This window comes from Deltaproteobacteria bacterium, from assembly GCA_018668695.1.
Classification (GTDB): Bacteria; Myxococcota; XYA12-FULL-58-9; order XYA12-FULL-58-9; family JABJBS01; genus JABJBS01.
On sequence record JABJBS010000339.1, the window covers coordinates 1 to 22,194 of the forward strand.

The 22,194-nt window shown below is 49.4% G+C and carries 17 protein-coding genes; 12 read left to right on the plus strand and 5 right to left on the minus strand.

Annotation, left to right across the window (positions count from 1 at the left end; genetic code table 11):
• A partial coding sequence (locus tag HOK28_19315; GenBank protein MBT6435254.1) for a hypothetical protein occupies nt 1–4,183 on the plus strand: 4,183 nt, incomplete at its 5' end.
• A 4-nt stretch (nt 4,184–4,187) separates the two neighbouring features.
• On the opposite strand, the gene HOK28_19320 is transcribed toward HOK28_19315, so the two are convergent.
• Nucleotides 4,188–5,600, minus strand: coding sequence for a protein kinase (locus tag HOK28_19320; GenBank protein MBT6435255.1), 1,413 nt, complete (start codon nt 5,598–5,600; stop codon nt 4,188–4,190).
• A gap of 430 nt (nt 5,601–6,030) precedes the next feature.
• On the opposite strand from HOK28_19320, the gene HOK28_19325 reads away from it, so the two are divergent.
• From HOK28_19325 to HOK28_19340, 4 genes are read left to right on the plus strand one after another with little or no spacing between them, the layout of a single operon-like run.
• Complete coding sequence (locus HOK28_19325) at nt 6,031–7,137, plus strand: protein-glutamate O-methyltransferase CheR (protein MBT6435256.1); 1,107 nt, start codon at nt 6,031–6,033, stop codon at nt 7,135–7,137.
• 40 nt (nt 7,138–7,177) lie between these two features.
• Nucleotides 7,178–7,729 carry a TVP38/TMEM64 family protein gene (locus HOK28_19330; GenBank protein ID MBT6435257.1) on the plus strand — a complete coding sequence of 184 codons (552 nt, stop codon included), beginning with the start codon at nt 7,178–7,180 and terminating at the stop codon, nt 7,727–7,729.
• Between the two features lie 35 nt (nt 7,730–7,764).
• A complete protein-coding gene (locus tag HOK28_19335) occupies nt 7,765–8,505 on the plus strand; it encodes a hypothetical protein (GenBank protein MBT6435258.1) in 741 nt (246 codons plus the stop codon).
• Between the two features lie 10 nt (nt 8,506–8,515).
• A complete protein-coding gene (locus HOK28_19340; GenBank protein MBT6435259.1) occupies nt 8,516–9,121 on the plus strand; it encodes a YceI family protein in 606 nt (201 codons plus the stop codon).
• Here HOK28_19340 and HOK28_19345 read toward each other — a convergent pair.
• Nucleotides 9,118–9,615 (minus strand): pentapeptide repeat-containing protein, encoded by a 498-nt coding sequence (locus HOK28_19345; protein ID MBT6435260.1) that lies wholly within the window; start codon nt 9,613–9,615, stop codon nt 9,118–9,120. The two genes, HOK28_19340 and HOK28_19345, sit on opposite strands and share 4 nt — an antisense overlap.
• A 342-nt stretch (nt 9,616–9,957) precedes the next feature.
• Here HOK28_19345 and HOK28_19350 point away from each other — a divergent pair, with 342 nt between their 5' ends.
• A complete protein-coding gene (locus HOK28_19350; GenBank protein ID MBT6435261.1) occupies nt 9,958–13,449 on the plus strand; it encodes a hypothetical protein in 3,492 nt (1,163 codons plus the stop codon).
• Between the two features lie 38 nt (nt 13,450–13,487).
• Here HOK28_19350 and HOK28_19355 read toward each other — a convergent pair whose 3' ends face one another.
• Nucleotides 13,488–14,393 (minus strand): hypothetical protein, encoded by a 906-nt coding sequence (locus HOK28_19355; protein MBT6435262.1) that lies wholly within the window; start codon nt 14,391–14,393, stop codon nt 13,488–13,490.
• Between the two features lie 387 nt (nt 14,394–14,780).
• On the opposite strand from HOK28_19355, the gene HOK28_19360 reads away from it, so the two are divergent.
• Both HOK28_19360 and HOK28_19365 read left to right on the plus strand, forming a co-directional pair.
• A complete protein-coding gene (locus tag HOK28_19360; protein MBT6435263.1) occupies nt 14,781–15,074 on the plus strand; it encodes a cytochrome c5 family protein in 294 nt (97 codons plus the stop codon).
• 31 nt (nt 15,075–15,105) lie between these two features.
• Nucleotides 15,106–16,842: an NAD(P)-binding protein gene (locus HOK28_19365; GenBank protein MBT6435264.1), complete on the plus strand. Its 1,737-nt coding sequence runs from the start codon at nt 15,106–15,108 to the stop codon at nt 16,840–16,842.
• Nucleotides 16,843–16,860: 18 nt separating this feature from the next.
• Here HOK28_19365 and HOK28_19370 read toward each other — a convergent pair whose 3' ends face one another.
• On the minus strand, nt 16,861–18,726 hold the full coding sequence (locus HOK28_19370; protein ID MBT6435265.1) for a cyclic nucleotide-binding domain-containing protein: 1,866 nt from the start codon (nt 18,724–18,726) through the stop codon (nt 16,861–16,863).
• A 132-nt stretch (nt 18,727–18,858) separates the two neighbouring features.
• Between HOK28_19370 and HOK28_19375 the strand changes: the two genes are divergently transcribed.
• From HOK28_19375 to HOK28_19390, 4 genes are all read left to right on the plus strand, one after another.
• Complete coding sequence (locus HOK28_19375; GenBank protein MBT6435266.1) at nt 18,859–19,953, plus strand: aromatic ring-hydroxylating dioxygenase subunit alpha; 1,095 nt, start codon at nt 18,859–18,861, stop codon at nt 19,951–19,953.
• 122 nt (nt 19,954–20,075) lie between these two features.
• A complete protein-coding gene (gene cdd, locus HOK28_19380; GenBank protein ID MBT6435267.1) occupies nt 20,076–20,495 on the plus strand; it encodes a cytidine deaminase in 420 nt (139 codons plus the stop codon).
• A 186-nt stretch (nt 20,496–20,681) separates the two neighbouring features.
• Entirely contained in the window at nt 20,682–20,936 is a 255-nt protein-coding gene (locus HOK28_19385; protein MBT6435268.1) for a hypothetical protein, read from the plus strand.
• On the plus strand, nt 20,914–21,390 hold the full coding sequence (locus HOK28_19390) for a hypothetical protein (GenBank protein MBT6435269.1): 477 nt from the start codon (nt 20,914–20,916) through the stop codon (nt 21,388–21,390). Before HOK28_19385 ends, HOK28_19390 begins: the two co-directional genes overlap by 23 nt.
• Nucleotides 21,391–21,397: 7 nt before the next feature.
• Here HOK28_19390 and HOK28_19395 read toward each other — a convergent pair.
• Nucleotides 21,398–22,194, minus strand: a 797-nt coding sequence (locus tag HOK28_19395) for a hypothetical protein (protein MBT6435270.1), incomplete at its 5' end; no start/stop codon positions are given.

Below are 22,194 nucleotides of genomic sequence, written 5' to 3' on the forward strand. Positions count from 1 at the left end.
ATTACCCATTGGCGGAGACAGTAATTTCTACAACGATGAGCGGACCACTCAGTTTGTCCCAACCATCCCTATCCAGCCATTGGCCCCTGGTGAAAGTGAATCCATCACGGTCACTGGATTGGAGTCGGAAACTTTTTACTATTTTGCGATGGTGGTACACGACGAATGGGGCCGGACTTCCTTTGTTTCCAACAACGTCAACTTCACAACCTCAGATATCATTGCACCGGATGAAGTGTCTGACTTAAGCGTTGAGCCAGGATCGGTTCCAGGAGCACTTTTTCTTTCTTGGACCGCCCCGGCCGATGATGGGAGCATCGTTGAGACTGGAAAGGTTCATCATTACGATATCCTTGCCGCGCCAACACAATGGGCAGACACACCGGATATCAGTGCATGCGTATCACCCTGTAACCACATTATCTTGGCCTCGAATCTGAGTGCTCCACTAGATAGCGGGATATTCTCGATGAGTGGCCTGACCGGTGAGCTTCAATATTATGTAGCCATGCGTGCATGTGACGAGGCTGGAAATTGCTCAGACTATGCATTCGTTGATTCCATGAGTGCTGGTTATCCGCCAAATCCGATTACCGATCTGACAGTGGCTGAACCTCTCGCACCCATCGACAATATCTCAACCGTTGTGATGACCTGGAGCGCACCGGAAGATACGGGATCTGGTGGCATAATTCAGGCGGCCGCAAGCTACGCGTTTGGGTACAGCCTATTCCCCATCATTACGGCAGCACAGTTTAACGACCCTGCCCATACCACTGCACACAACCCAGGCCTTGCAGTCATACCGGCGACCCCTGGTACACAACAGTCAACCAGTATCACCGGGCTACAAACTGGTGTGACATACTACTTTGCAATTGTTTCCTACGACGAGATGGGACGTGCATCCACGGTAACCGCCGTTCCCTTCAGCACCATCGATATTACCGCACCTGATCCTGTGAGCGATCTGGTTGCCATAACTGGCTCCGGATACAGCACTGTTCAACTCAGCTGGACACCACCAGGCGATGATGGCGATTTGGGCACCATCGCATCGATTGAGCTTTACTCTTCAACGGTTCCAACCACCGGTGAAAGCTGCTTAACACCTTCTTCAAACTGCACGGCTCACGATATTGTCGATCCCTTGGCATCCTCTCGAACCGTCACATCCCTAACGGATGAAGCGATGATCTACTTTGCCCTTCGCGCATGTGATGAGGCGTCCAATTGCTCACCCTTTAGTTACACCCAAGCCAGAACCCGAGATGTTGCACCGGATGCCCTGAACATTAGCCTTGTGCCACAGAGTCGGTCGACCAACGGTTTCCAGATCGAATTTACAGCCCCCGGCGACGATGGCGATACAGGAACAGCTCAGGAATATTTTGTTTATGTGAGTGCCAACTCGATGACAGCTGAAACCTTGGGTGATGCCGATGATGTCCGTGTTGCCAATACGCAGCCTCTGTCTGCGGGACAATCCGTCGTGGTTTCTGTGCTCGGGCTCACCGCCAACAACACCTATTATGTTGCCGGTTTTGCTCGCGATGAGCGCGACAACGATGGTCCAGTTTCAAATGTTCTCGAAGCAACCACCATCGATACGGTGACGCCAGGCATTGTCACTGACCTTGTTGCAAGCAGTGGTTCAGGCAACACTCTTATCGAACTTAGCTGGACAGCGACCGGCGACGAAGGCAACTCCGGGACCGCTGACAGGTATTTGATACGCTACAATACCAGCGGCCATATCCAAACCGAATCGGATTGGGATAACGCCATAGAATGGACAGGGAGTACGCCCGTTGCACGCGCCAGCGGCTTAGCCATGACGGCGAACTTAGCCGGTCTTGTGCACGAGACTCCCTATTACTTCATGGTTAGAGCGGAAGATGAGGATGGAAATATCGGAGGCCTGGGTAATTCAGAACAAGGTTTCACTCAAGCTATTCCACCTGCGAGGATCAATACTCTCTGGGCATCTGTGTTTGGAGTGAGCGTTACTTTAAACTGGGTCGCGCCAGGAGATGATGGTTCTACGGGAGATTCAGTCGCATCCTACGATTTACGCCGAAGTACCTCGCCTATCAGTGAGGCTTCATTTGACGACGCCGAATCCATCGCTTTCCCAAATGACTTTATCCCGGCCGAGCCGGGTCAGGGCGAAACCCTCACGGTTGTCTGCCCAGAAGAATCGACAATTTACTACTTCGCCATCAAGGCAGTCGACAATTTCGGGGCAGAAGGTTCCATGTCGAATACGGCAAGCCTAACAACTGACGACTTAACTGCCCCCGCCGCTCCCAGTAATCTAACCGCCAGTAATGTTACGTCCGCCACTGGCGTCATCACCGCACAAAGCGTGGTCGCTTCGTCAGTCTTAGGGCCTGGCTGGTCCGCCGACAATGCCATTGACGGCAATGCCACCAGCCCGTGGGCATCTGAGGGCAGTACAAGCCCTTCAACCGAGACACTCACTCTTGACCTCGGTTCGGTACAATCCGTTGACCGAATTGCACTGCGCCCAGATGGTCTTTACACAACCCTCTTTCCCGCTGACTTCGACCTCTTGGTAAGCGAAAATGGAACTGATTGGGTAACCGTTGCAGCGGAAACCGGATTTAATACGATTGATGACAGCCTGATTGTCTGGGGATTCAGTCCACAAAATGCTCGCTACATAAAGCTTGCGAGCTACACCTCAGGAAGCATCTCTACTCCCGAGGGCAGCGAACTCTTTTATGTTCTATTGGCTGAAATACAAGCCTTCTATGCTGGAGAGATTGAAGCAGGTATTCAATTAACCTGGATGACGCCCGGCGATGATGATGCCACCGGTACCGCTTCTCAATATGAAGTCTTTTACAGTACAAGCTCTTTCAGTGAGGCCAGTTTAGATACGGCTGCCGCCCTAACCGGTGCACCGCCCCCTTTAAGTGCCGGCTCTCTCCAAACACTCGTAGTAGAGTCTCTCCCAGGAGAGTCCACCTACTATTTCGCAATGCGCGCTATTGATGAAGCCGGGAATGTTGGAGCCCTCTCTAGCATCGCCCAGATAACAACTCTGCCAATCCCACCGGGAGCCACACAGGACCTTCAAGCTGAGCCCACAAGTAGTTCTTCGGTTGGTCTTACCTTCAGCGAAAGCTTTGACGATGGACCCAATGGAGCCGGCGCTGCCTCCTACGAAATTCGCTACAGCCAAAGTGTTCTGACTTCCAATAACTTCGACTCCGCGGCACTCGTTCCCGCATCACCAACCCTCTCTGGCTCAACCTATTCTGTGTCGGTGGACGGACTTAGCCCAGGTACGGTCTACCGCTTTGCTATCAAATCCTTTGACGAGGCGGGCAACGCTTCCTACATGTCGAATGTTGCACTGGCTCAAACTGACACTGGACCAGACTTAATAGCACCACTGGAAATCGATGATTTCAGAATACAACTGGCACAAGAAGGTCAGGAACTTGTTCCCGCCTGGACCATCACAACGTCCTCACAACACCTTCCCGATTTTGGAGAAGAGCATTTAACGGATGGTTCTTATAGCACCGGCTGGGCAACGGAGCCTGCGACAACTCAAAATGAGAACCAAATCCGCATAGGTTTGTCGGAAGAAAGCTATATCGACTCGGTTCGCCTTATGCCCGCTCCAGGCCTAGGCGACCTCTTTCCTCGCTCCTTTACCGTGGAATACCGTGGGTCTGGTCTAAGTGCCTCTTGGCAAGAAATTGCTTCATTTGAGAACTACAGCCACAGCGATGCGGCAGAGCCTTTGGTAGTTAACCTCACACAGCCTGTTCTTGCTGCAGCCATTCGAATGGTTGTGACGGAATATGTACTCACCGATGGTCTTTATTATGCGGTTCTCGGTGAATTCGAAATTTATCGTCCTCAACTTGCTTCTGGTAATGCATTCGCTACTTGGACAGCTCCTGCCGACATAGGCCCAACTGGTAACGCTTCAGCCTACTCGATGAGTTTGAGCAGCTGCCCATGGAGCAGTGCCGACGCACAAGAGATCTCATCAGAACTCGCAGCTCCGCGTTCGGCCGGCTATCCTGAGCGTGCCGAGCTTTCTCTTAGTGCCGGAACCTACTGCTTTGGGTTAAGCAGTACAGACTCTGCCGGCAACGAAAGTTCCGCTGCGACTTTCGGTCCCGTAGTGATTCCATAAAAAGTTAAGAGGGATTCAAACGCTCTTTCGCAACCTGGTTGATGGCTTGAACAATGGCTTTGGGGTCAGCGGGTTTGACAACCCAAGCAAAGGCACCCAGCTCACTTGCGCGCTGAAAAAGTTTCTCGTCATTTGCAGCGCTCAAGACCATCACCGGCAGATCCCTCATAATGGGGTGCTGGCGTATCTTTTCCAAAAATGCCATGCCGTCCATGACCGGCATATTCATATCCGTTACGACCATAAAGATATTAGAATTAAGCTCCAATTGCTCAAGACCCTCCAGGCCATTACGCCCGAGCACAACCTCAAAGCCATCGTTGTGAAGCATTTCCGTTAACTGGTTCGATAAGTAGAGAGAATCATCGACCAAAAGCACTTTACCCTTTCGCTGAGCAAGGCCATTGTCGGTTGGCATAACGACCATCATGTCGCCGTTGCTTGACCCAGGTGTTGGCGTTATTTTTCTTTTGAACTGCGCTTCAATTTCTTTTGGATCCACATCGATGGTGAGATCTTCCGCACTGCTCATCACCTCAACGTCTCGAATTGAGAACTCTCCACTCAAGAACTTCCCAATCTCTCGGTGTAAAGATTCCACGGTCCGATAACGATCCTCAGGCTTTTTCTCCAAACACTTCAGGATGAGAGCTTCAAATTCGCGACTAAAGGACTGCGCCGGCATGGCTTGACGAATACCTTCAGGTTCCTCGTAGACATGTTTACTCAAAACGTGCTGCATTGAATCGGCATCGAAGAGTCGGCGCTTCGCAAGCGTTTGAAAAATCAAAACTCCCAACGCATAAATATCCGTCCTTCCATCGACCACTCCATCAATGATTTGCTCGGGAGCCATAAAGTGCGGGGTACCGCAGAGCCGACCCACCTGAGTTAAGGTGAGATCCATCGACTCATTCGAGTCTTCCATCAACTTCGCGATACCAAAGTCCAAGACTTTCACATGGTCTTTGGCTCCCGGCTTAGGTGTGACGAAAATGTTATCAGGCTTTAAATCACGATGGACGATTCCCTTTTCATGAGCCACCGTCAAAGCTGCGCAAACCTGCTGAATAATCTCAAGAAGCCACTTCGCCTCTACTTCGGGCGTAGGAACTCGCGATAATGGGTAGCCTTCTAGATATTCCATAACCAAAAAAAGATCTCGATTGGCCATCGAACCAAAATCGTAAACCTGAACCACATTGGGATGATTAAGCTGGCTCATGGACCGTGCCTCACGCTGAAAGCGAGCAACAAGGTTTGCTGAGGACTCCGGTAAAACCTTGATGGCGACAAAGCGGTCCATGGCGATATGTCGGGCTTTATAAACCAGCCCCATGCCACCGGCGCCGATGAGTTCCAACACTTCGTACCGTTGAGCAATAATGTGCCCTCGATAATCGTGATGCAGAGGCATACCGCAGGTGGGACACCTCGACGCTTGTGGCTCAAAATTCCGAGGACAATTTCCCCCCGGAGGACACCTCGGCCCAATTTTATTTGGAACGCTGGTCACCGTTTATCCCCTTTAGTCGGCGCGATAGAATACATTTTAGCGTCTTACCGGGTTCAACCCAAGGCTTGTCACAGCGAAGCAGCCAACTTCAGCTCGGTTTTTCACAAGGCATCACGGTGAACCGCGGTCCGGAACCCAAGTGACTACAAGTCGACAAAACTCATTAATATCAATAACTTAAAAACTAAAAGGGTGTGCGTCACAAAAACGGCGGAGGCCTATTTTCAAACCAAAATAACGTCGAGTTCACGAAACCGCAAAAGCGCTTAACCAAAGACTCGCATCGACTTCAGTTTTCTCTTAATATTTCCGCTATATGACGCTGTCTACAATGGAAATGCAGTTCGTCACACAGCTTGTGCTGGAACGAGCTGGGGTCGTGCTCGATGATGAGAAGAGGGATTTCGTTGAAACCCGTGTACGGGACTGTGCGCGCAAATTTAATTTTGAAAGCGGACAAATCCTTGTTGAGCACCTAAAAAGCAGCCATTACAGCCGACTTCACCGCCAACTGATCGAAGAACTCGTAGACGACGACACGCACTTCTTTCGAGACTTCCCGGTTTTTAAGAACATGCGCCATGAGCTGATTCCGAAGCTCTTGGAACGTAATAAAGACTCTAAAAAACTTAGAATTTGGTGCGGAGCTTGTTCAAGCGGACAAGAAGCTTATTCGATTGCCATTATGATGAAAGAAGCGATTCCGGGCCTCAAGGACTGGGATGTCAAAATCATAGGCAGTGATATGTCTAAGAAGCTCCTCGAGAAAGCCGCTGATGCTGTTTATAGCCAGGCTGAGGTGTCGCGCGGGATGCCAGCGCCGCTGCTTCTCAAACACTTTCACAAAGACGTAACAAAATGGGTTATCAACGACGACCACAAATCAATCGTGGAATTTCGTCAGATTAACCTCAATGGCAAATGGGACGAACTGCCTGGAAAGTGGGACGAAAAACCAGTTTTCGACATCATTTTTCTCCGTAATGTCATCACCTATTTCAGCCGAAGCGTGCGTGAATCACTTCTTCGAAAACTCCCGCATCATATGCACGAAGACTCCTATCTTATTCTTGGAAAAAGTGAACAACCCAAGGACGACTCCGGACTCTTCGAAGTTTCAGGTGAAGACAAATATTCCACGTACCAGATGGCTCCAGACCGCCCCACACTTGCCGCCTCGAAGCCACAAGAAGAAGCAGACGGCGAAGAAGCTCCAGCCACTGGCAGTGCACCTGTTGCACCCGATGAAGAAGCAGACTCGAAGGTTCTCGTCACGTTCCGATACAAAGACCTACAATCCGTCATGGACATGGTGTTTAGGGACGTTGACCCAGAAGCCCATGTATACTTGGGGCTTAAGAAAGCACCGATGCCTGGTGAGCAACTCTTCCAGGTCGTTAATACCGTTCCGGACTGGGCAAAGAAAAAAGACGATTGATCCACTCGTCGAGTGCCTAGAACCCTGCTACTAGGGGTTCATGAATCGCGGCCCACTTTTTCAGCTTGTACCGTTCCTCATCGTGTTCGTTACCGTTGCCTTTATAACCACTCAATTGGGAATAGATGCCCAAACCATCGAAGTCTGGTTAGACGGCAAGGGAATCTGGGGGCCTTTAATGTTCATCGCGGTTTTCGCCGTGTTACAGGCGCTCTTTGTTTCCGCTCATATATTTATCATGGCCGCCAATGCGGTTTGGCTACCTGCCGAAGCGATTTTCTATAGCTGGCTGGGTGCCATGGGCTCGGGGCTAATCTCGTTTGTCTTCGCTCGCTTTGTGGCTCGTCAATGGGTTCAGCAAAGACTTCCAGAAAAAATTAAAGAATACGACCACAAGCTTGAAGATTCTGGCTTTCTCACTGTGCTCATCCTTAGAACGTTTCTCTTTACCAGCCCACCTCTTCAGCTTGGGCTCGGGGTCTCAAGGGTTAAGTTCTGGCCATTTCTCGCAGGCACCGCCCTAGGAAATATCCCTCCAATTTTACTATCAACATTTGCTGCGTCATCTATTTTGGCCTGGTTTCAAAGCTAGCTTAGATTCCACAACGGCGTGACCGAGGTTTCCTCATGGAAGAACAAAACTCCCCCAAAAAGCTTTTAGAAAAGCCCGGTTCTATTATGGGACTTGGTTGTTTGATTATTGTTACGACTGCAGCGGTTGGAGCGATTGTGTTAGGATGGCTTGGGCATAAAATGCTCAAAGCAAATACCGATCCTGCAATGCGTGCTAGCATCGCCAAAACATTCCTTCAAACCGATGAAATTCCAAACGACCTAAATCCCGTGGTTGCCATGACCATGCGGGGTACCATGGAGCTGGTTGTTCTCTCGGATCAACCTCTCAAAGAAAACGAAGACTCACCTCACTTTAGAAACCAGGGAATTTATTTCATGCGTGTTCAGGGTGCCAGTATGGGAGCAATGCCAGGAGAGTTCGAGGAGCAATTCTTAAAGCCCGTCAACGATGCCGATGGTAACGATTACCTTGTTCCGTCTATGCGCGACGGAAGAATCTTCGAATCCGGTAACTTTCAGCATTCCGGTACCCAAGGGAAATTCGTGAGCGTTCGGGGTACACTCGATGTCTTTGGCTGGAGTGGTCGAGGCGTTCAAAATCGCTTCTCAATTAAGTGCTCCCCGGTGGCTACGCCTACTCTTGGCATATGGTTTATGAAAGACAGCCTAGAGGGCAAAACCAATGACTCGCCTCTGAATATCGAGTCGCTGAAGAAACGCTTAGCCAACTTTAACTTTTGCCCCACTCAAGATTCACCGCCACCTACCCAGAACCCGCAACCAACACCATAGGGCACCTTTCATGGTAAAAATCTTCGTTCACAAACTTTTGATACTGGGCTTGCTCTCCTTGGGCCCAAGTCTCGCTCACGCTGACCAAACAACTTGGCAACTTGATAAAACACATACCACCGTGGGTTTCATGGTGAAGCATATGGGTATCACTCGTGTACGTGGAACTTTTGGAAAATTTGACGCGGCCGTAAGGGCCCACAAGGATACCGCGCTGCTCAGCGCCCTAAGCGCAACGGTCTTGGTTGAATCTATTGATACAGGTCTCCCTAAACGTGACCAACATCTTCAAAAGAAAGATTTCTTTAGCAGTCAGGATTACCCTCAAGCGAAGTTTGAATTAAAAACAATCAACTTCAAGCAGACGAAGTTCAAAGCGGTCGTGGATGTAACAATTCGCTCCATTCGAAAATCCATCGCATTCGAAGGTGAACTGCTGGGCATTCGAAATAAGAACTTCGACAACTCACCGGGAAAACGAGCCGGCTATACGCTCAAGGGTGTTATCAATCGTCAGGACTTCGGATTGAGCTTCAATAAGTTAGCCGAAGGCGTAAGCGTCGTAAGCGACGAGGTAACCATTGAAATTGATTTTGAGATAACCAGAAAGCTCTAGATAGATTCATTCACTTCAAGGTGACCGCGGCAGGTGCCGCCGTTATCATCGCTGTTGCTTGAATCTGGGCATACCGTATCTCGCCAAACCACATGATCAAGACGAGCTCCTCCCAAGCGAGCACCGATCAATGATGCTCCAGAGAAGTCAGCACGTCTCAAGTCTGCTTTACGCAAATCGGATTGGTCCAAGCACGCCCTATGAAAAGATGCTGTTCTAGCCTGGGCACCAAAAAGCTTAGCACCAACCAAAAAGGCTCCGCGAAGCACGGCACCGTCGAGACGAACATAGCTCAAATCTGTCGCCACCAATCTGGCGGCCACGAACTCGCGCTCTACCAAATTCATTTTTCGAAAATTAAGACCTGAGAAATTTTTACCATGAGTGGAGATTCCACCGAGGCTGTCGCATTGGTTGCCCGTGGCGGCATGAGCAGCCCCTAAAGGCAGCATCAGACCAACCACAAACAAACATACCATTGATATTGAATTCATATTTTTATCTTCCATCGGATTTATTCAGGGAGTTTCAAGCAGGTTTCGTGCCATCGACACAAAAAAGAAGACCTGTAACGTATTGCTTTTATTGGCTTTATTTCCCGTCGATTCTCTGACTTCGACGAAAATGGCGCAAGCGCCACAAAATACTACAAATACGCCATTTTGTAGGCCTAGGACCTACATTTAACCACAGCAGAGCACATTTAAGAATAATCCAAATTTCGAAGCACCATCTCTAATTTTTAAACCGATAAGAAAGATACAGCCCTCGTGGTTGTCACTATGAATAGTCCAAATCGACTCATCTCGTTTTGGGAATAACGGAGAATATTAGTCATGGCCTCTCATATTACAATGCCCCAAAGCGTTCCGGTTTCACCTCAGCCCAGCCCAGCTTCCGGTAGGGTCGCCCGCCGCATCGCTGCTATTGAAAACCGAACTCAACCAGAGGTTTTACCTGCAACGATCAGCCTGCCAATAGCCACTCTTCCACCCGAAAATGTCATCGTCCCGCCGGCACTTGCACCTACGAGTAGCTCCTCCCAGCTTCCAACACCAACGTCCACAACCGCGGCGTCACCCAGTGCATTATCGGTAGCGGCCGCCGTGCCCACCTCCCCTCTTACCGCCTCACTATGGGGTGAGGATGCTGCGTTAACAACGCAAGGTGCCGCTTTGAAACTTCACACAGCGATGAAGGGAGTTGGCTGCAATAACAAAGAGGTCTTTAGACTCCTCGCCGACCGTTCATCGGAAGAAATCAAGTTGATACGGCAAGACTTTCGAACCCTTACGGGTGATTCTCTCACAAGTTGGATGAAGCACAACCTCTGGGGAAATCACTTTAAACAAGCGATGCTTTTGTGCCTCGGCGATAAAATTAACCCAATAGACCGAGACGCTCAGCTCCTCTCCCTCGCCATGAACCGAGCTGGTACAAACGAAAATCTTGTACTCGACACACTTTACGGAAAAAGCGATGAACATCGCTCTGCGGTAGCGGAGCACTACGAAGCACTCACCGGCGAAACATTGCGGGATGCACTCAAACGCGAGCACACCGGCACTCGAGAAGTATTTGCCTTAGCCGCCTATGACCGCGGTAATATCACCACTGCGGACCGAATCTACGCGGCTACCCGTGGACTCTGGAACGATTACGACGCGGTTTACCGAGCCTTGGAAGGTAAGTCTCCACAAGAGCTTCAATCAATTCAGCAAGAGTTTGCGGCGGTCTACGGCAAAGACCTAGAAGAACACCTCGAATCTCGAATGTACATGTGGCCGCGGAGCCTAACGAAAGCAAAAGCCCTACTCAAAAGTGGTCACCTACTTCCCGAGGACAATATTAAGCTTACTCTGATGGGTTGGACTTTCCTTGGCTATGGGATCAGCCCCCGGCCCATCGAAGAGTCTATAGCTGGACTTAGCGACGATGAACGACAAGAAGTAAGGCTTCGTTATGCCGCGAAATATGGCGATCTTGACCAAGACCTAAAATCCAAACTCGGCGAGTATGCCTATAAAGACGTCACCTGGTGTTTAAAGCACGGTGAGTTGACTGAGGCACAAGAACTGCACCGTGCCATGCGCGGCATGGGAGCCGACAAAAACACACTGATCGAAGTCTTAGAAGGAAAGGACCTACAAGAGCTATACGATCTGAAGGCCGAATACAGAGACCACTATGGCGAAGAGTTGGTATGGACCATCGCTAAAGAATTTTGGGGCGACGTCGGTAAGCAATTGGTGATCCTCGCCGAAACAGGAAAGCTAAGCCTTGCTGATAAAATCTATTTTGCGACAAGCGGTATCTCCTACGACAAAGAGGCTATTTTCAAGGCCCTACAAGAAGCTACACCTGAAGACCGTGCGGCCCTTCAGGAAACCTACAAGACAAAATACAAAGGTAACGTGTCGAAAATGCTTCATAGCATGTGGGATTCCCGTGCGGTCAAACGTGCTGAGCTCACGCTTGAACATGGCGAATTGTCATTCATTCAAAAGCTTGATGTTGAAATGACCGGACTGGGTGCAGATAAACGTGCGCTCTATACCGCCATCGAAAGTGCTACACCGGAAGAACGTTCATCCGTACTTGAGAACTACGGCATGATGGACCGCATCACAGATGAGCTCAGCGGTAAGAGCCGAGAACGTGTGATGCTTCTATTGCGACAAGGCACATTAAACCGATCCCAGAAACTCTATTTCGCTATGGAGGGATGGGGTACAAATGAAGCTCTTATTCACTCAACCCTTAAAGACTTGCTCCCATCAGAGCGCGTGGCCATTCAAAAAGAATATCGAGAAAACTACGGCGTTGACTTGCTCAAGGAACTTAAAAAAGAGCTAGGGAGCCGAGACTTAGCAGAGTGTGTTGACGCCTTGGCGCAGCCTCCAAGAACACTTCGTGAGCGGTTAGAGAGAACTCAAAAAAAGGTCTGTAGAGAGCGTGGGTCAGGCAGTGCTCGGTCACGGGTCAGCGATACCATCGTAGACGCTTTTAGTAACGCTGGTTTCGAACTCGACCACGTGGTTCGAGAATACAAACACCTCATTCGTGAGGGAAGCAAAATGAAACTCAATGGTACCTTCACCGATGAAGATGCCAATGGTATTCCAGATGACGTTGAAGTGCTGCTCAATGCCAAAGAAGTTCAAGTAGACGATGCTACCGACGATTATATGGTCGATAAGGAATCTATCAGTAACAAGATTACAAGTATCGCTACCATGACTGCAGTAGCCACAGCGATGGCAGCAAGTGCTGGTACCGCAACCCCTGCCCTCATTGGGATCGCCGCGGGAACTGCCGCAGCCACGAAAGTCACCAGTAGATTCATCACGGTTGGCGACGCCTACAATGCGACAGGGTTCGATGCCGCACACGACATTGTTACCGGAGCAGCGTCAGGAGCGAGTATGGCCATCTTAGGTGCCGTAAGTGATGCAGTCACCGCCGGTATTGGTCTGGGCGCAGAAGCTGCCGAGGGGCTTACCGCTGCCGGAACCACAACAGGGACCGCAAGCTCGGCGGCCACCAGCGGAGCCGCGTCGCAGTTATCCTATGAACTTTTGCGCCAAAAGGGATCAGACTGGATGGGTCAAACCCTGGGCCGTAAAATCTTTGGCAAGGTTGTGCTTGGTGGATTCCAAGGAGCGGTCTCGTCAAGCATCAATACTGCGGCAGAGTCAGCGATGACCGACGAAACCTGGGACCAAGAGTTCTTAGACTCCGTGAAAAGCATTGTCAGTGATACCGGCGCTGCGGCACTGAGCGGTGCACAGGGTTGGGCAATGGGTAGCCTTACGGGACAAATAGGTGCCATCGCTTCAGAGAGCGTTATGGTGAACCTACGTATTCGGATGGGCGAGCGTATTGGGGCAGGCCGCGAATTTAGTGATGAAGAGCTTATCGAAGCCGGCCATGATATTTTGGGAGATGATGCCGAAACCATGGATGCAGATGGAATCAAAACAGCGGGTTATCATAAAATTCTCTCAGACCTTGGCGACGACTACCTTAAGAACACAGTGGAGGGTAAAGTATTAGCTGCCTCAGTGAGCAACGCCGTAAGTAGAAGCGCAGCCACCTACCCTAAGACTTTTGCCAATAAGCTCTCAAGCCACCGGGTTTGGGAGAATGGATTCTTAACCGGGATAAACGAGGTCTTAACTGGTGCCACGACAAGTGCCGTGAGAGATATTGGCCTACGCACCATCACCGCGACCGCAGGGATCGGTGCTGATGAAGCCGGTATCGCGGGTGCTCAGAAGGTAGCTATGACAAACTTAGTGAAACGAGGCTTGAGTGCCAGTGTATAGAATGAGGTAACCGAAGCCTGGCGCGATGCTGGGCTTCGTTAAAACCAAATTCGTAAGCCCGCTGAACCGGTTCCAAGAAATTCGTCGCCAATGAACCTTGCTTCGTAGCCGACGAAAGGCTCGACTGGTCCGAGGACCAGGCCCACAGTTAATGCTGTATGGCTATAAAAGCGTTCACCTAAGATACCGCCACCGAATTCAAAGGTGAGCACCAAGGGATCGATTGGGAACCAGTCAATGGAATAAGTCCCGGTGATTCCCGGTACAATGGATAATTGAGACTGAGAATCATTCGCGCCGCCCAAGTCTATTGGACTGCCTGGGTTTGCGTCGGCATCTCCATTGGGATCTAACATCAGAACAAATTTAGCACCCATACGAAACTGCGCCCGGTCTCCCAGAGCAAAGAGCCAACTCACACCAGGTTCTAAAAAATACAGTTTGTCTAGCTCCTCGTCCTCGTCTTCTTCGACTAAAGCAAAACCACCTAATGAAATATCAACTCGGTTATCTAGGGAGATACGTAAGTCGCCAGCAAAACGATATCCCCAATGAGCAAGCCCAGCAGCGAGTTGGAGCCGCCCGGCAAAGCTATCGGCTATGCTCTCAGGATCCAGTTCATCGGTACCGTAACCCGGCATACCCCCCTGATACGGCCAATCGAGAAAACCTGGATCATTTTTCCAGCGGTCCTTCTCAACCAGTGGATAAGGAAGCCACAAGGGCGAAGTAACAACCGCAGCCGTGATCAAGAACGCTTGAATCGCCCCGGCATCCTCACTCCAGTTAAAGGAGGGATTCCAACCACTGGAACTTTTTCCACTCGATTTTGAAGTGGCTGGTTTTTTCGCTTCGGCCCGAACTTTATCAAGCTTCCCTGCAGTCGCCGGTAGAGAGAAAGAAATAACAAGGAGGATTGTGATTGAACGTATTATTTGAGCCATAGTATTCATCTCGACGCTGGCTCTTAGTCCCGCATTCATTTGAAGTGAAAATAGCTGAGAGCAGCGCCTAAAATGCCTTCACATGCGGGCCCTGTAATTGTGACACTAAGGCCTCCACGAGGCTAGACTTAAGCCTGCGACCGTAAGTTACTGAAATAATTCACAGAACGAAAACCTTATTTTCTCGAATCCGTTCAAAGCGGTAGGTTTATTCACCCATTTTGAGGTTCATGTCATGTAAGCGGCCAAAAATCTTAATAGAGCATGAAAAAATTTCAATCCGAGAATCAATCGATATTGCGAGATTAAATTTTTCATTATATCGCCGGACTAGAACCAAGCTTTTTAACTTTTTTCGGATGACCCATGAGACAGATAACTCAGATTATGGTTGGCATGACTGCTCTGGCCTTATGTTGTATGCCTGGATGTGTCTCGTCGGAAAAATCAACCAAAGTTGAAGCACAATACAATAAGTATTGCTTTGCGTGTCATGGAACAGGCGCAGCTGGAGCCCCAAAAAGCGGCGACTCTTTAGCCTGGAAACCAAGACTTGCCAAAGGAAAAACAACTCTTCTCGAATCCGTAACAAAAGGCATGGTAGGCATGCCTCCCAAGGGAAGATGCCAAGAGTGTACGCCAGATGATCTGAGAGCACTCATTGATAAGATGGCTGACTAGAGTCAAGCTCATCCTTTAAGGGTAAAATCCGATGCGAACGAAACAAACTCCCCTTTTGTTTAAAGTTCTTTGCTGGCTCCTAGCGGTCACTTCATGGCTGATACTTTTCTTGATTACGGGTGTGCTCAATGCGTGGCGTTCTGCTGACCCAAGCTGGCTGATGCCGGCTCTCTGGGCCATCGAGGGACTCAGTCTCATTTTGGCACTGAGTATTTTGAGAAAATCGGTAAATAGATTGTTCGATGGACTGTGGGCCTACCGCAAAACAACCTTTGCCTGTTTTACCATCATTTTCACTGGACTCTTTGTCTACGCTAATCAATTCGCTGAGCTTAACAAGGTAAGGAGCTCCAAAGCTGGGATCGACAAAAAGGTCGCAATTGTAGGCGCCGGCGCTGCAGGCACACACGCCGCCTGGATGCTTCATCACTCTGGGATCGATTTCACGCTCTTTGAAGCGGCCGAATACGTTGGCGGTCACGCTTACTCACCGGAATTTAAAACATCAAACGGTGAATCCTACGCGGTAGATATTGGCTTCATGTTCGGCGCCCCAAACTCGTATAAAGAACTCAAGGGTCTACTCGCCTATTACGGCATCGGCCGAGTCATGAACAACCTCAGTATTTCGGCCAACGTTGATGGCCTAGAGTGGGCCTCTGGAGATAAAGAATCTCTCAGCAGCGAAGTCTACCGCTTTCATGAACTCGCTCTTCGAGATTACCAGGACCCATCAACCAACCTTCTACCTTTTGGCTGGTGGCTGCGGCTTAATGGCTTCGATGAAGATTTCAGACGCCAGTACCTCGCGCCGTATCTCAGCGTTCTCTTTATCGTCACAGATGGTCTCTACGAACAGTCCACACGGTTTATCCTTTCAATGTTCAGTGGCACTTCTAAATGGTTGGACTACGAATCGGGTGCCTTGGCTTGGTCTGTTCGTAATGGCAGCGGCAACTATTACCAAACTGTCGTCAAAGAGTTTCAAGACCGAATACGCCTACAAACGCCCGTAACAAGTATTGAAAGAGTAGATGGCCGGGTTAAAGTTACTTCGGTTGATTATCAGGGTACCTTCAAAGAAGAGTGGTTTGACGAAGTCGTGCTTGGTGTACCCGCGGATGTTGCTAAAGAACTCGTATCAGATGCGACCCCACTGGAGTCGTTTATACTGTCCCAAGTTCGATACCAAGGCATTCAAATGACGCTCCACGGAGACTCATCCGTGCTTCCCGAGCCCCGCTTTCGGCGTAACTACAATTACGTTCAAGATGAAAGCACAGGAGATGGCTACCGTCTAAATGGTATCTTAAGTGCCACCCTTGATCTCGACCACGCCCTCAACCCAGAACCTATTGGCACCATCAACCCTGCCGCTAATGTTAAGGATGTTCGCGTCTCTCGTATCTGGCGTCATCACCTTCAAGATATTTGGCATATCGCTGTCATGTTCAAAGTCCTGCCGGCTATTCAAGGCCACGGCGGCGTTTGGTACGCCGGCGACTGGGTGAAGTTTGTAGGACACGGCCCGGCTATGCGCAGTGGAATGAATGCCGCATGTCATATCGGTGGTATACACCCGCCAAAGGCCTCGGAAGAGGACGAATGCATGCAAGTCATCACAGAGGATGAAGTTTTAGCTACCGGCCTAAAAGAAAAGAAAGTTGAAATCTGTGGACTCAACGGGCTCTACAATTTCCTGACCCAGGAAGCATGCCCAGAGGTCTTAAAGGCAGAGAGAAAGACGACCCTCTCACAAAGAGACTAGCCTTTTGGGTGTCTTATATTAGGATGGTGTCCTCAAGCGGCCGCTCATTTGTGCAAGCGTACGAGCCAAATCTTCATCGACTTCACCATCAACTACATACCTAAACAACTCCACGCCAACGATAAAGACACAGAGTGGCTCAGCCGTCACAACATCGAGAAGATCTTCTACAACATTGATAATTGAATTCTCACCAAAAACCTGGCCCACACCAATGGTATCAACAACTTTACCGTCCTTCACCACATGCGCACTACCGGATGCAATCATATAAAGAGCGCTGCCATTGTCTCCACTTTTCACCACAGTCGAATTGCCAGGAAACTTCCAGTATTCAGAGAGAGCAACATAGTCGTCGATTTCATTAAACTCCATCTCCGCGAAAAGCTGAACCCGGCGTAAACCATCTTTAAACGACTCAGCTTCCTCTTCACCCAATGCGAGTTCTTTTCCACCACGCTCAAGCAACGTATGCCTCAGATCTGAAGACAGCATTAAATGTTCGAGCCCCTGCGGAATAAGTGTCGGGGCAACCATACCGTCCAATGTTGGTTCAGCGACCACCACTTCAGGATCCCGCGCTTTTGCCGTTTGCTTGGCATATTTATCCTTGAGATTAAGCACGTGAGACCGAAAACCATCATCTCGCTGGGCCAAGGCATCGAATAGAGCTTTGCTGCCCACAAACACCCGTAGAGTACCATCGGCAATAACATTTGCGGAACTTGCTTGTCCCACGACCAGCGAAGTGATCCCAAAAATATCACCGACACCGATTCGAGAAATCTCCAAGTCTTTTTTGAAAATCCCCCTATCAACACAGACCTTCGCTTCGCCTTCATAGATGATAAAAAAGTCTTCGTTAGGCACACCCTGCTTAACCACTTTGTGTCCAGAGCGCAGCTTATGAACTTCAAAGCGCTCCGCGATGCTTCGTAGAATTTTACTATTAAGTCCTTGAAACATATCTGACGATGACAAAAGCTTTACTAAAGTAGCAGATAGTACCGGGTTCATCTCACGTCTACTGGTCGTAAGCTTCTTAAGGCGTGCGCCCTGCCCCACATCTAAGTTCTTGCGAAAACAAGACTCCTCTGGCTCGCTTACCGGAACAAAGAAGTGACCAACAGCAGGTTTTTCCAAACGTCCCAATAAGAAAAAACCGTGATCTTCTAGATGCTCATAGGTGTGCATCGCCACTTTTCGTTTGTATGGAGACAAGACGTAAGTCAAAACGTTACGCATCAGTACCACGTCAAAGGTTCCGATATTACCCCAACCACGTAGTAAATTATGCTCTTGAAATACGACACGCTTACGATGACGACTTTTGATTCGCCAAGCGCCATCCAATTTTTCGAAATTCTCGTGGAGTAGCTTTTTGGGTACGGTGTCTTCAACCTCGTTGGCGTCGTAGATTCCTGACTGTGCTTTTTTCAAACAGCGTCGTGATAAATCGGTCGCCAATATTTCAATCCTCCAGCCACTCTTAGCTGGAAAATATTCATCAAGCATAATGGAGAGTGAGTAAGGCTCTTGGCCAGTGGAGCAACCTGCTGACCAGAAACGAATAACTTTCTGCGATTCTCTTACCTTCATGAGTTTCGGCAAAACAACCTGTCGTAGAAAACGAAAACTTTCACGTCCCGCGAAGAAATCTGTTTCAAAATTAAGGACCGATTCGATAATTTTATTTTTTAAAGATTTATTCTTTGACGAGAGGAGCCTGGCCTCAATTTCATAGACGCTCTCAAGCCCACTGGATTTTGCCAGTCGCCCAAACCTCTTTTCAATAAACTTACGGTTTTCAGGGCGTAGCAACACCCCAGTCTGGCTCAAAACAAGCTGACCAATCCGTTCAAACTGTGAATCAGTAAGCTTCAATTGACTCTACCCCCACCTCAAACTTAGCAAAGCTCAAGGTTCAGAGCTATGCCCAAGCATGAGGCTTTACCAACAAGCCGGTTCATTCATATACTGGGGTAATCTAATGTCAGAGGATAATTGTAGGCGCTCATGGGAACGAATGAAAATACCGCAGGATTGACTACACCTACCCACAAATATTCCGTCTATCGAGCATCCGCTTATTGGTACATCGCCTGTAAGTCCTCTGAACTGCGCGACAAACCGATGCAAGTCCGAATATGGGATACCCCGATCGCTTTGTTTCGAGATACCCAGGGAGTACCACACGCACTCTTGGACCGCTGCGCCCACCGAAATGTTCCACTCTCTTCTGGTGAATGCGCCGGCGACAATTTAATGTGCGCCTACCATGGATGGCAATTCAATGGGCAAGGCCTCTGTGAGAAAATCCCGGCCCTGCATGGTCACAGCATCACCAAAAAAAGATACGTCCCAGCTTTCCCCACCCGGGAAGAGCAGGGCTTTATTTGGGTTTTTACCGACTCAAACAATAAGCCCAACCATGCCCCCTACGAATTCCCACACTTTAACGACCCCGCTTATATCAACATCCACTATCAAGCCGATTTTGATGCCACCATTCATGCTACAGCTGAAAACATTTTAGATGTACCCCACACCGCTTTTTTACATCGAGGACTTTTCCGAGGCGGTGAACCCAATTTGCTCGAAACGCTCATCAGGCGTTTTGCCGACAGAGTGGAGTGTGAGTACATCGGTGAGCCCGCACCATCGGGCGTGATGGGTAAAATACTTGCCCCCGGAGCCAAGGAAGTCGTTCACTTTGATAGATTCATTTTACCCAGTATCGCTCAGGTGGAGTATCAAGTGGGCGATTCTAGGCATCTACTTACAACAAGTGCACTTACCCCTATCGCCGATTTCAAAACACGCATGTACTCGGTGGTGAGCGTGAAAGTGAGCAAATGGATCTCAATGGTCAAACCACTTGTTGCACCCTTTGCTTATAAAGTTATCGACCAAGATAAATACATGCTTCAAAAGCAGACTCAGTGGATTCAAGAGTTTGCTGGTGAGCAGTATATGAGCACAGACGTAGATTGCCTTGGACCCTCCATCGTCAGACTCCTTAAGAAAGCATCAAGCGAACAGGTCGCAGTCAAGACCTCTTCAGTTGGAGAGAGCCCCGAGAACGAAACTAAAAGCCAGATTCTCGCCTAAGACCCTTGTGGTCAGTTTACAATAGATTCATCCCCTTCGAGATCGTTGACTTACGAGACAGATTCACCTTAAGGTCTCGGCCCTCTTCAAAGGTAAATGGAATGACACCAGACAGCGGAAAAATTGATTCGGTATTACTTGAAGCCGCCACCAACGCGCGCTCCAATGCGTATGCCCCCTATTCAAATTTTAAAGTGGGCAGTGCTTTCCGGCTAAAAGACGGTCGGGTCTTTGCGGCTGCCAATATGGAAAATTGTGTGCTGCCGCTCACTGTCTGCGCTGAGCGAAATGCTCTGGCTGCGGCAATCAGTGCGGGTGCTATTCGCGGAGATGTCGTTGAGGCGATGGTTGTAATCGACGCGGCGATGGAAGCCAGCCCGTGTGGAGCATGCCGGCAGGTGATGGCCGAGTTTATGAGCCTTGAGGCTCCGATCACTGTCTTCAACTTACGGGACCAAAGCCATTACACTTCAAATCTAAGTGAACTACTTCCCAAAGCATTCACACCAGAGGCCTTAGAGACATCCACCCAATCGGCATAATGCCTAATTTTGAATCACGAATTCTATATTTTGTATCACAAAAGCATTCCCCTGCTCACCATAAACCACTCAAGCCACTGAAATAATTAACTAAAATTTATTTGTGATACGTTTAAAAGTAAGCCCTTGACTTTGTATCACAAAGGCCCCATATTTGTATCACAACGTGCTACAAAAGGAGCCAACATGAAAACGTCAGAACAATACTCAAACATTCGCGAACAAAGCCAAAACCTTGCAGAGAGCTTGGGAGCCCTTATCGTCGATGCGGTCGGTCAAAGCATTCGCCTCGTCAATGTCGTAAGTGAAGATGGACTAAAGGTTGCAGCCGATGCTCGAAATATGGGAACAGCGGTAGTAGAAGGTTTTGTCAAAGCTACACTGCATACCGTGGAAGCTATTGCGGAGGAATCAGCGCATGTCTCAGAAGGAAAAGCCTAAAAAGGAACGGGTTCTGCATACGCGTATCTCGGATGCCCTAGACCGTGAACTCAGGGACAAGGCAGCCGAGCTGGGCGTATCCGTATCCAAGTTGGTTCGCAATGCCCTTCTCACCACCGTTGACTTGGTGGAAAATATCGTCGCCGATAGCGCTCGGGTCGCTGAAAATGCAACGAATCTGGGAAGCCAGTTTAACCGCGGCGACGAACGCGAGGAGACTTCGCAACCCGCCGCGACCCCCCAAGCACCGCCGCCAGCGCCAATTGAGCCTGGGCAGATCATTGGATGGCAAGAGCTTACCCTCAACCTCAATGCCATCTGTATGCAATGCAATGATATTTTGGCGAAAGGCACTAAGGCCGCAATAGGTATCACCATGTCTGGTGGAGCGCCTCAGGTACTTTGTGAGAGTTGTCTCAAAGTACTTCGGGAAGAAGAAGAAGGTTCAGCTTAGGACTGTTCTACCAGACCTTACGGCGTGCCAAAAACTCAGACCATGGCTTACCGCGGTTACCCGGAATTTCTTTGCCGGTTGGGTCGGTTACAAAGTTACCTTGCTCAAAGAATGCTCGCTCTTCATTCAATTTACCTTCAAATGAACGCATTGGCTCAAGCTTGCCCTGAGAGGCAACTTTTACAACTTCGTGAGGACCTGCGCGTAAATCAACCAGAGCTCCCTTACGTGCTGCATTGAGGAGTTGTTCTTCGTTGCCCGTAGGATCAGCGATGGTTTTTGCTTTTAAGGTCCACACCAACAGCGAGGTCGGATCAAGTTCACCGAAATTGTCTGAGAGCAAATCCTTATAGCCATAAAACTGCTTACCGATATCATTTTGATTCACCGGTCCAGCCATAATGCATGTGCCTGCCAAGAGGTCACAATCGCCTGGTAGATTGTAAGTTCCCATGAGTTCCACAAAAAGTGAGCTGCGAGCAGCCGATGCACCCACTGCGCAAACGGCCAATTCCCAATCGATACCTTCGCGCTCTAGTGATTCACGAGAAAGTCCTGCGATATAGATACGCTGCCCGACCAAAGCAAAAGCTTTACGTCCGCGAGCCGCATTACGGCTAAACTTTTTACCCGCAGGTATGTCGGCCCATTTTGGTAAGTCGCGAACCAGTTTATCTGTAATCTCGCCAAGCTCGTTACGAATCTTGCGTAAACGAGCTTTCCCGTTTGGCGTTAACACGTCCACACGGTCCATAAGGAGCAATGACTTAGCTTTTTCTCGGTCGACGCCGGCCCAGTGCGCAA

What these genes read in the sequence shown, in the direction of transcription:
- HOK28_19320 (MBT6435255.1), bottom strand. Translation starts at nt 5,600, where the DNA reads ATGCCTCTGCATCACGATTATCGAGGGCACATTATTGCTCAACGGTAC.
- HOK28_19325 (MBT6435256.1), top strand. Translation starts at nt 6,031, where the DNA reads ATGGAAATGCAGTTCGTCACACAGCTTGTGCTGGAACGAGCTGGGGTC.
- HOK28_19330 (MBT6435257.1), top strand. Translation starts at nt 7,178, where the DNA reads ATGAATCGCGGCCCACTTTTTCAGCTTGTACCGTTCCTCATCGTGTTC.
- HOK28_19335 (MBT6435258.1), top strand. Translation starts at nt 7,765, where the DNA reads ATGGAAGAACAAAACTCCCCCAAAAAGCTTTTAGAAAAGCCCGGTTCT.
- HOK28_19340 (MBT6435259.1), top strand. Translation starts at nt 8,516, where the DNA reads ATGGTAAAAATCTTCGTTCACAAACTTTTGATACTGGGCTTGCTCTCC.
- HOK28_19345 (MBT6435260.1), bottom strand. Translation starts at nt 9,615, where the DNA reads ATGAATTCAATATCAATGGTATGTTTGTTTGTGGTTGGTCTGATGCTG.
- HOK28_19350 (MBT6435261.1), top strand. Translation starts at nt 9,958, where the DNA reads ATGGCCTCTCATATTACAATGCCCCAAAGCGTTCCGGTTTCACCTCAG.
- HOK28_19355 (MBT6435262.1), bottom strand. Translation starts at nt 14,393, where the DNA reads ATGGCTCAAATAATACGTTCAATCACAATCCTCCTTGTTATTTCTTTC.
- HOK28_19360 (MBT6435263.1), top strand. Translation starts at nt 14,781, where the DNA reads ATGGTTGGCATGACTGCTCTGGCCTTATGTTGTATGCCTGGATGTGTC.
- HOK28_19365 (MBT6435264.1), top strand. Translation starts at nt 15,106, where the DNA reads ATGCGAACGAAACAAACTCCCCTTTTGTTTAAAGTTCTTTGCTGGCTC.
- HOK28_19375 (MBT6435266.1), top strand. Translation starts at nt 18,859, where the DNA reads ATGGGAACGAATGAAAATACCGCAGGATTGACTACACCTACCCACAAA.
- HOK28_19385 (MBT6435268.1), top strand. Translation starts at nt 20,682, where the DNA reads ATGAAAACGTCAGAACAATACTCAAACATTCGCGAACAAAGCCAAAAC.
- HOK28_19390 (MBT6435269.1), top strand. Translation starts at nt 20,914, where the DNA reads ATGTCTCAGAAGGAAAAGCCTAAAAAGGAACGGGTTCTGCATACGCGT.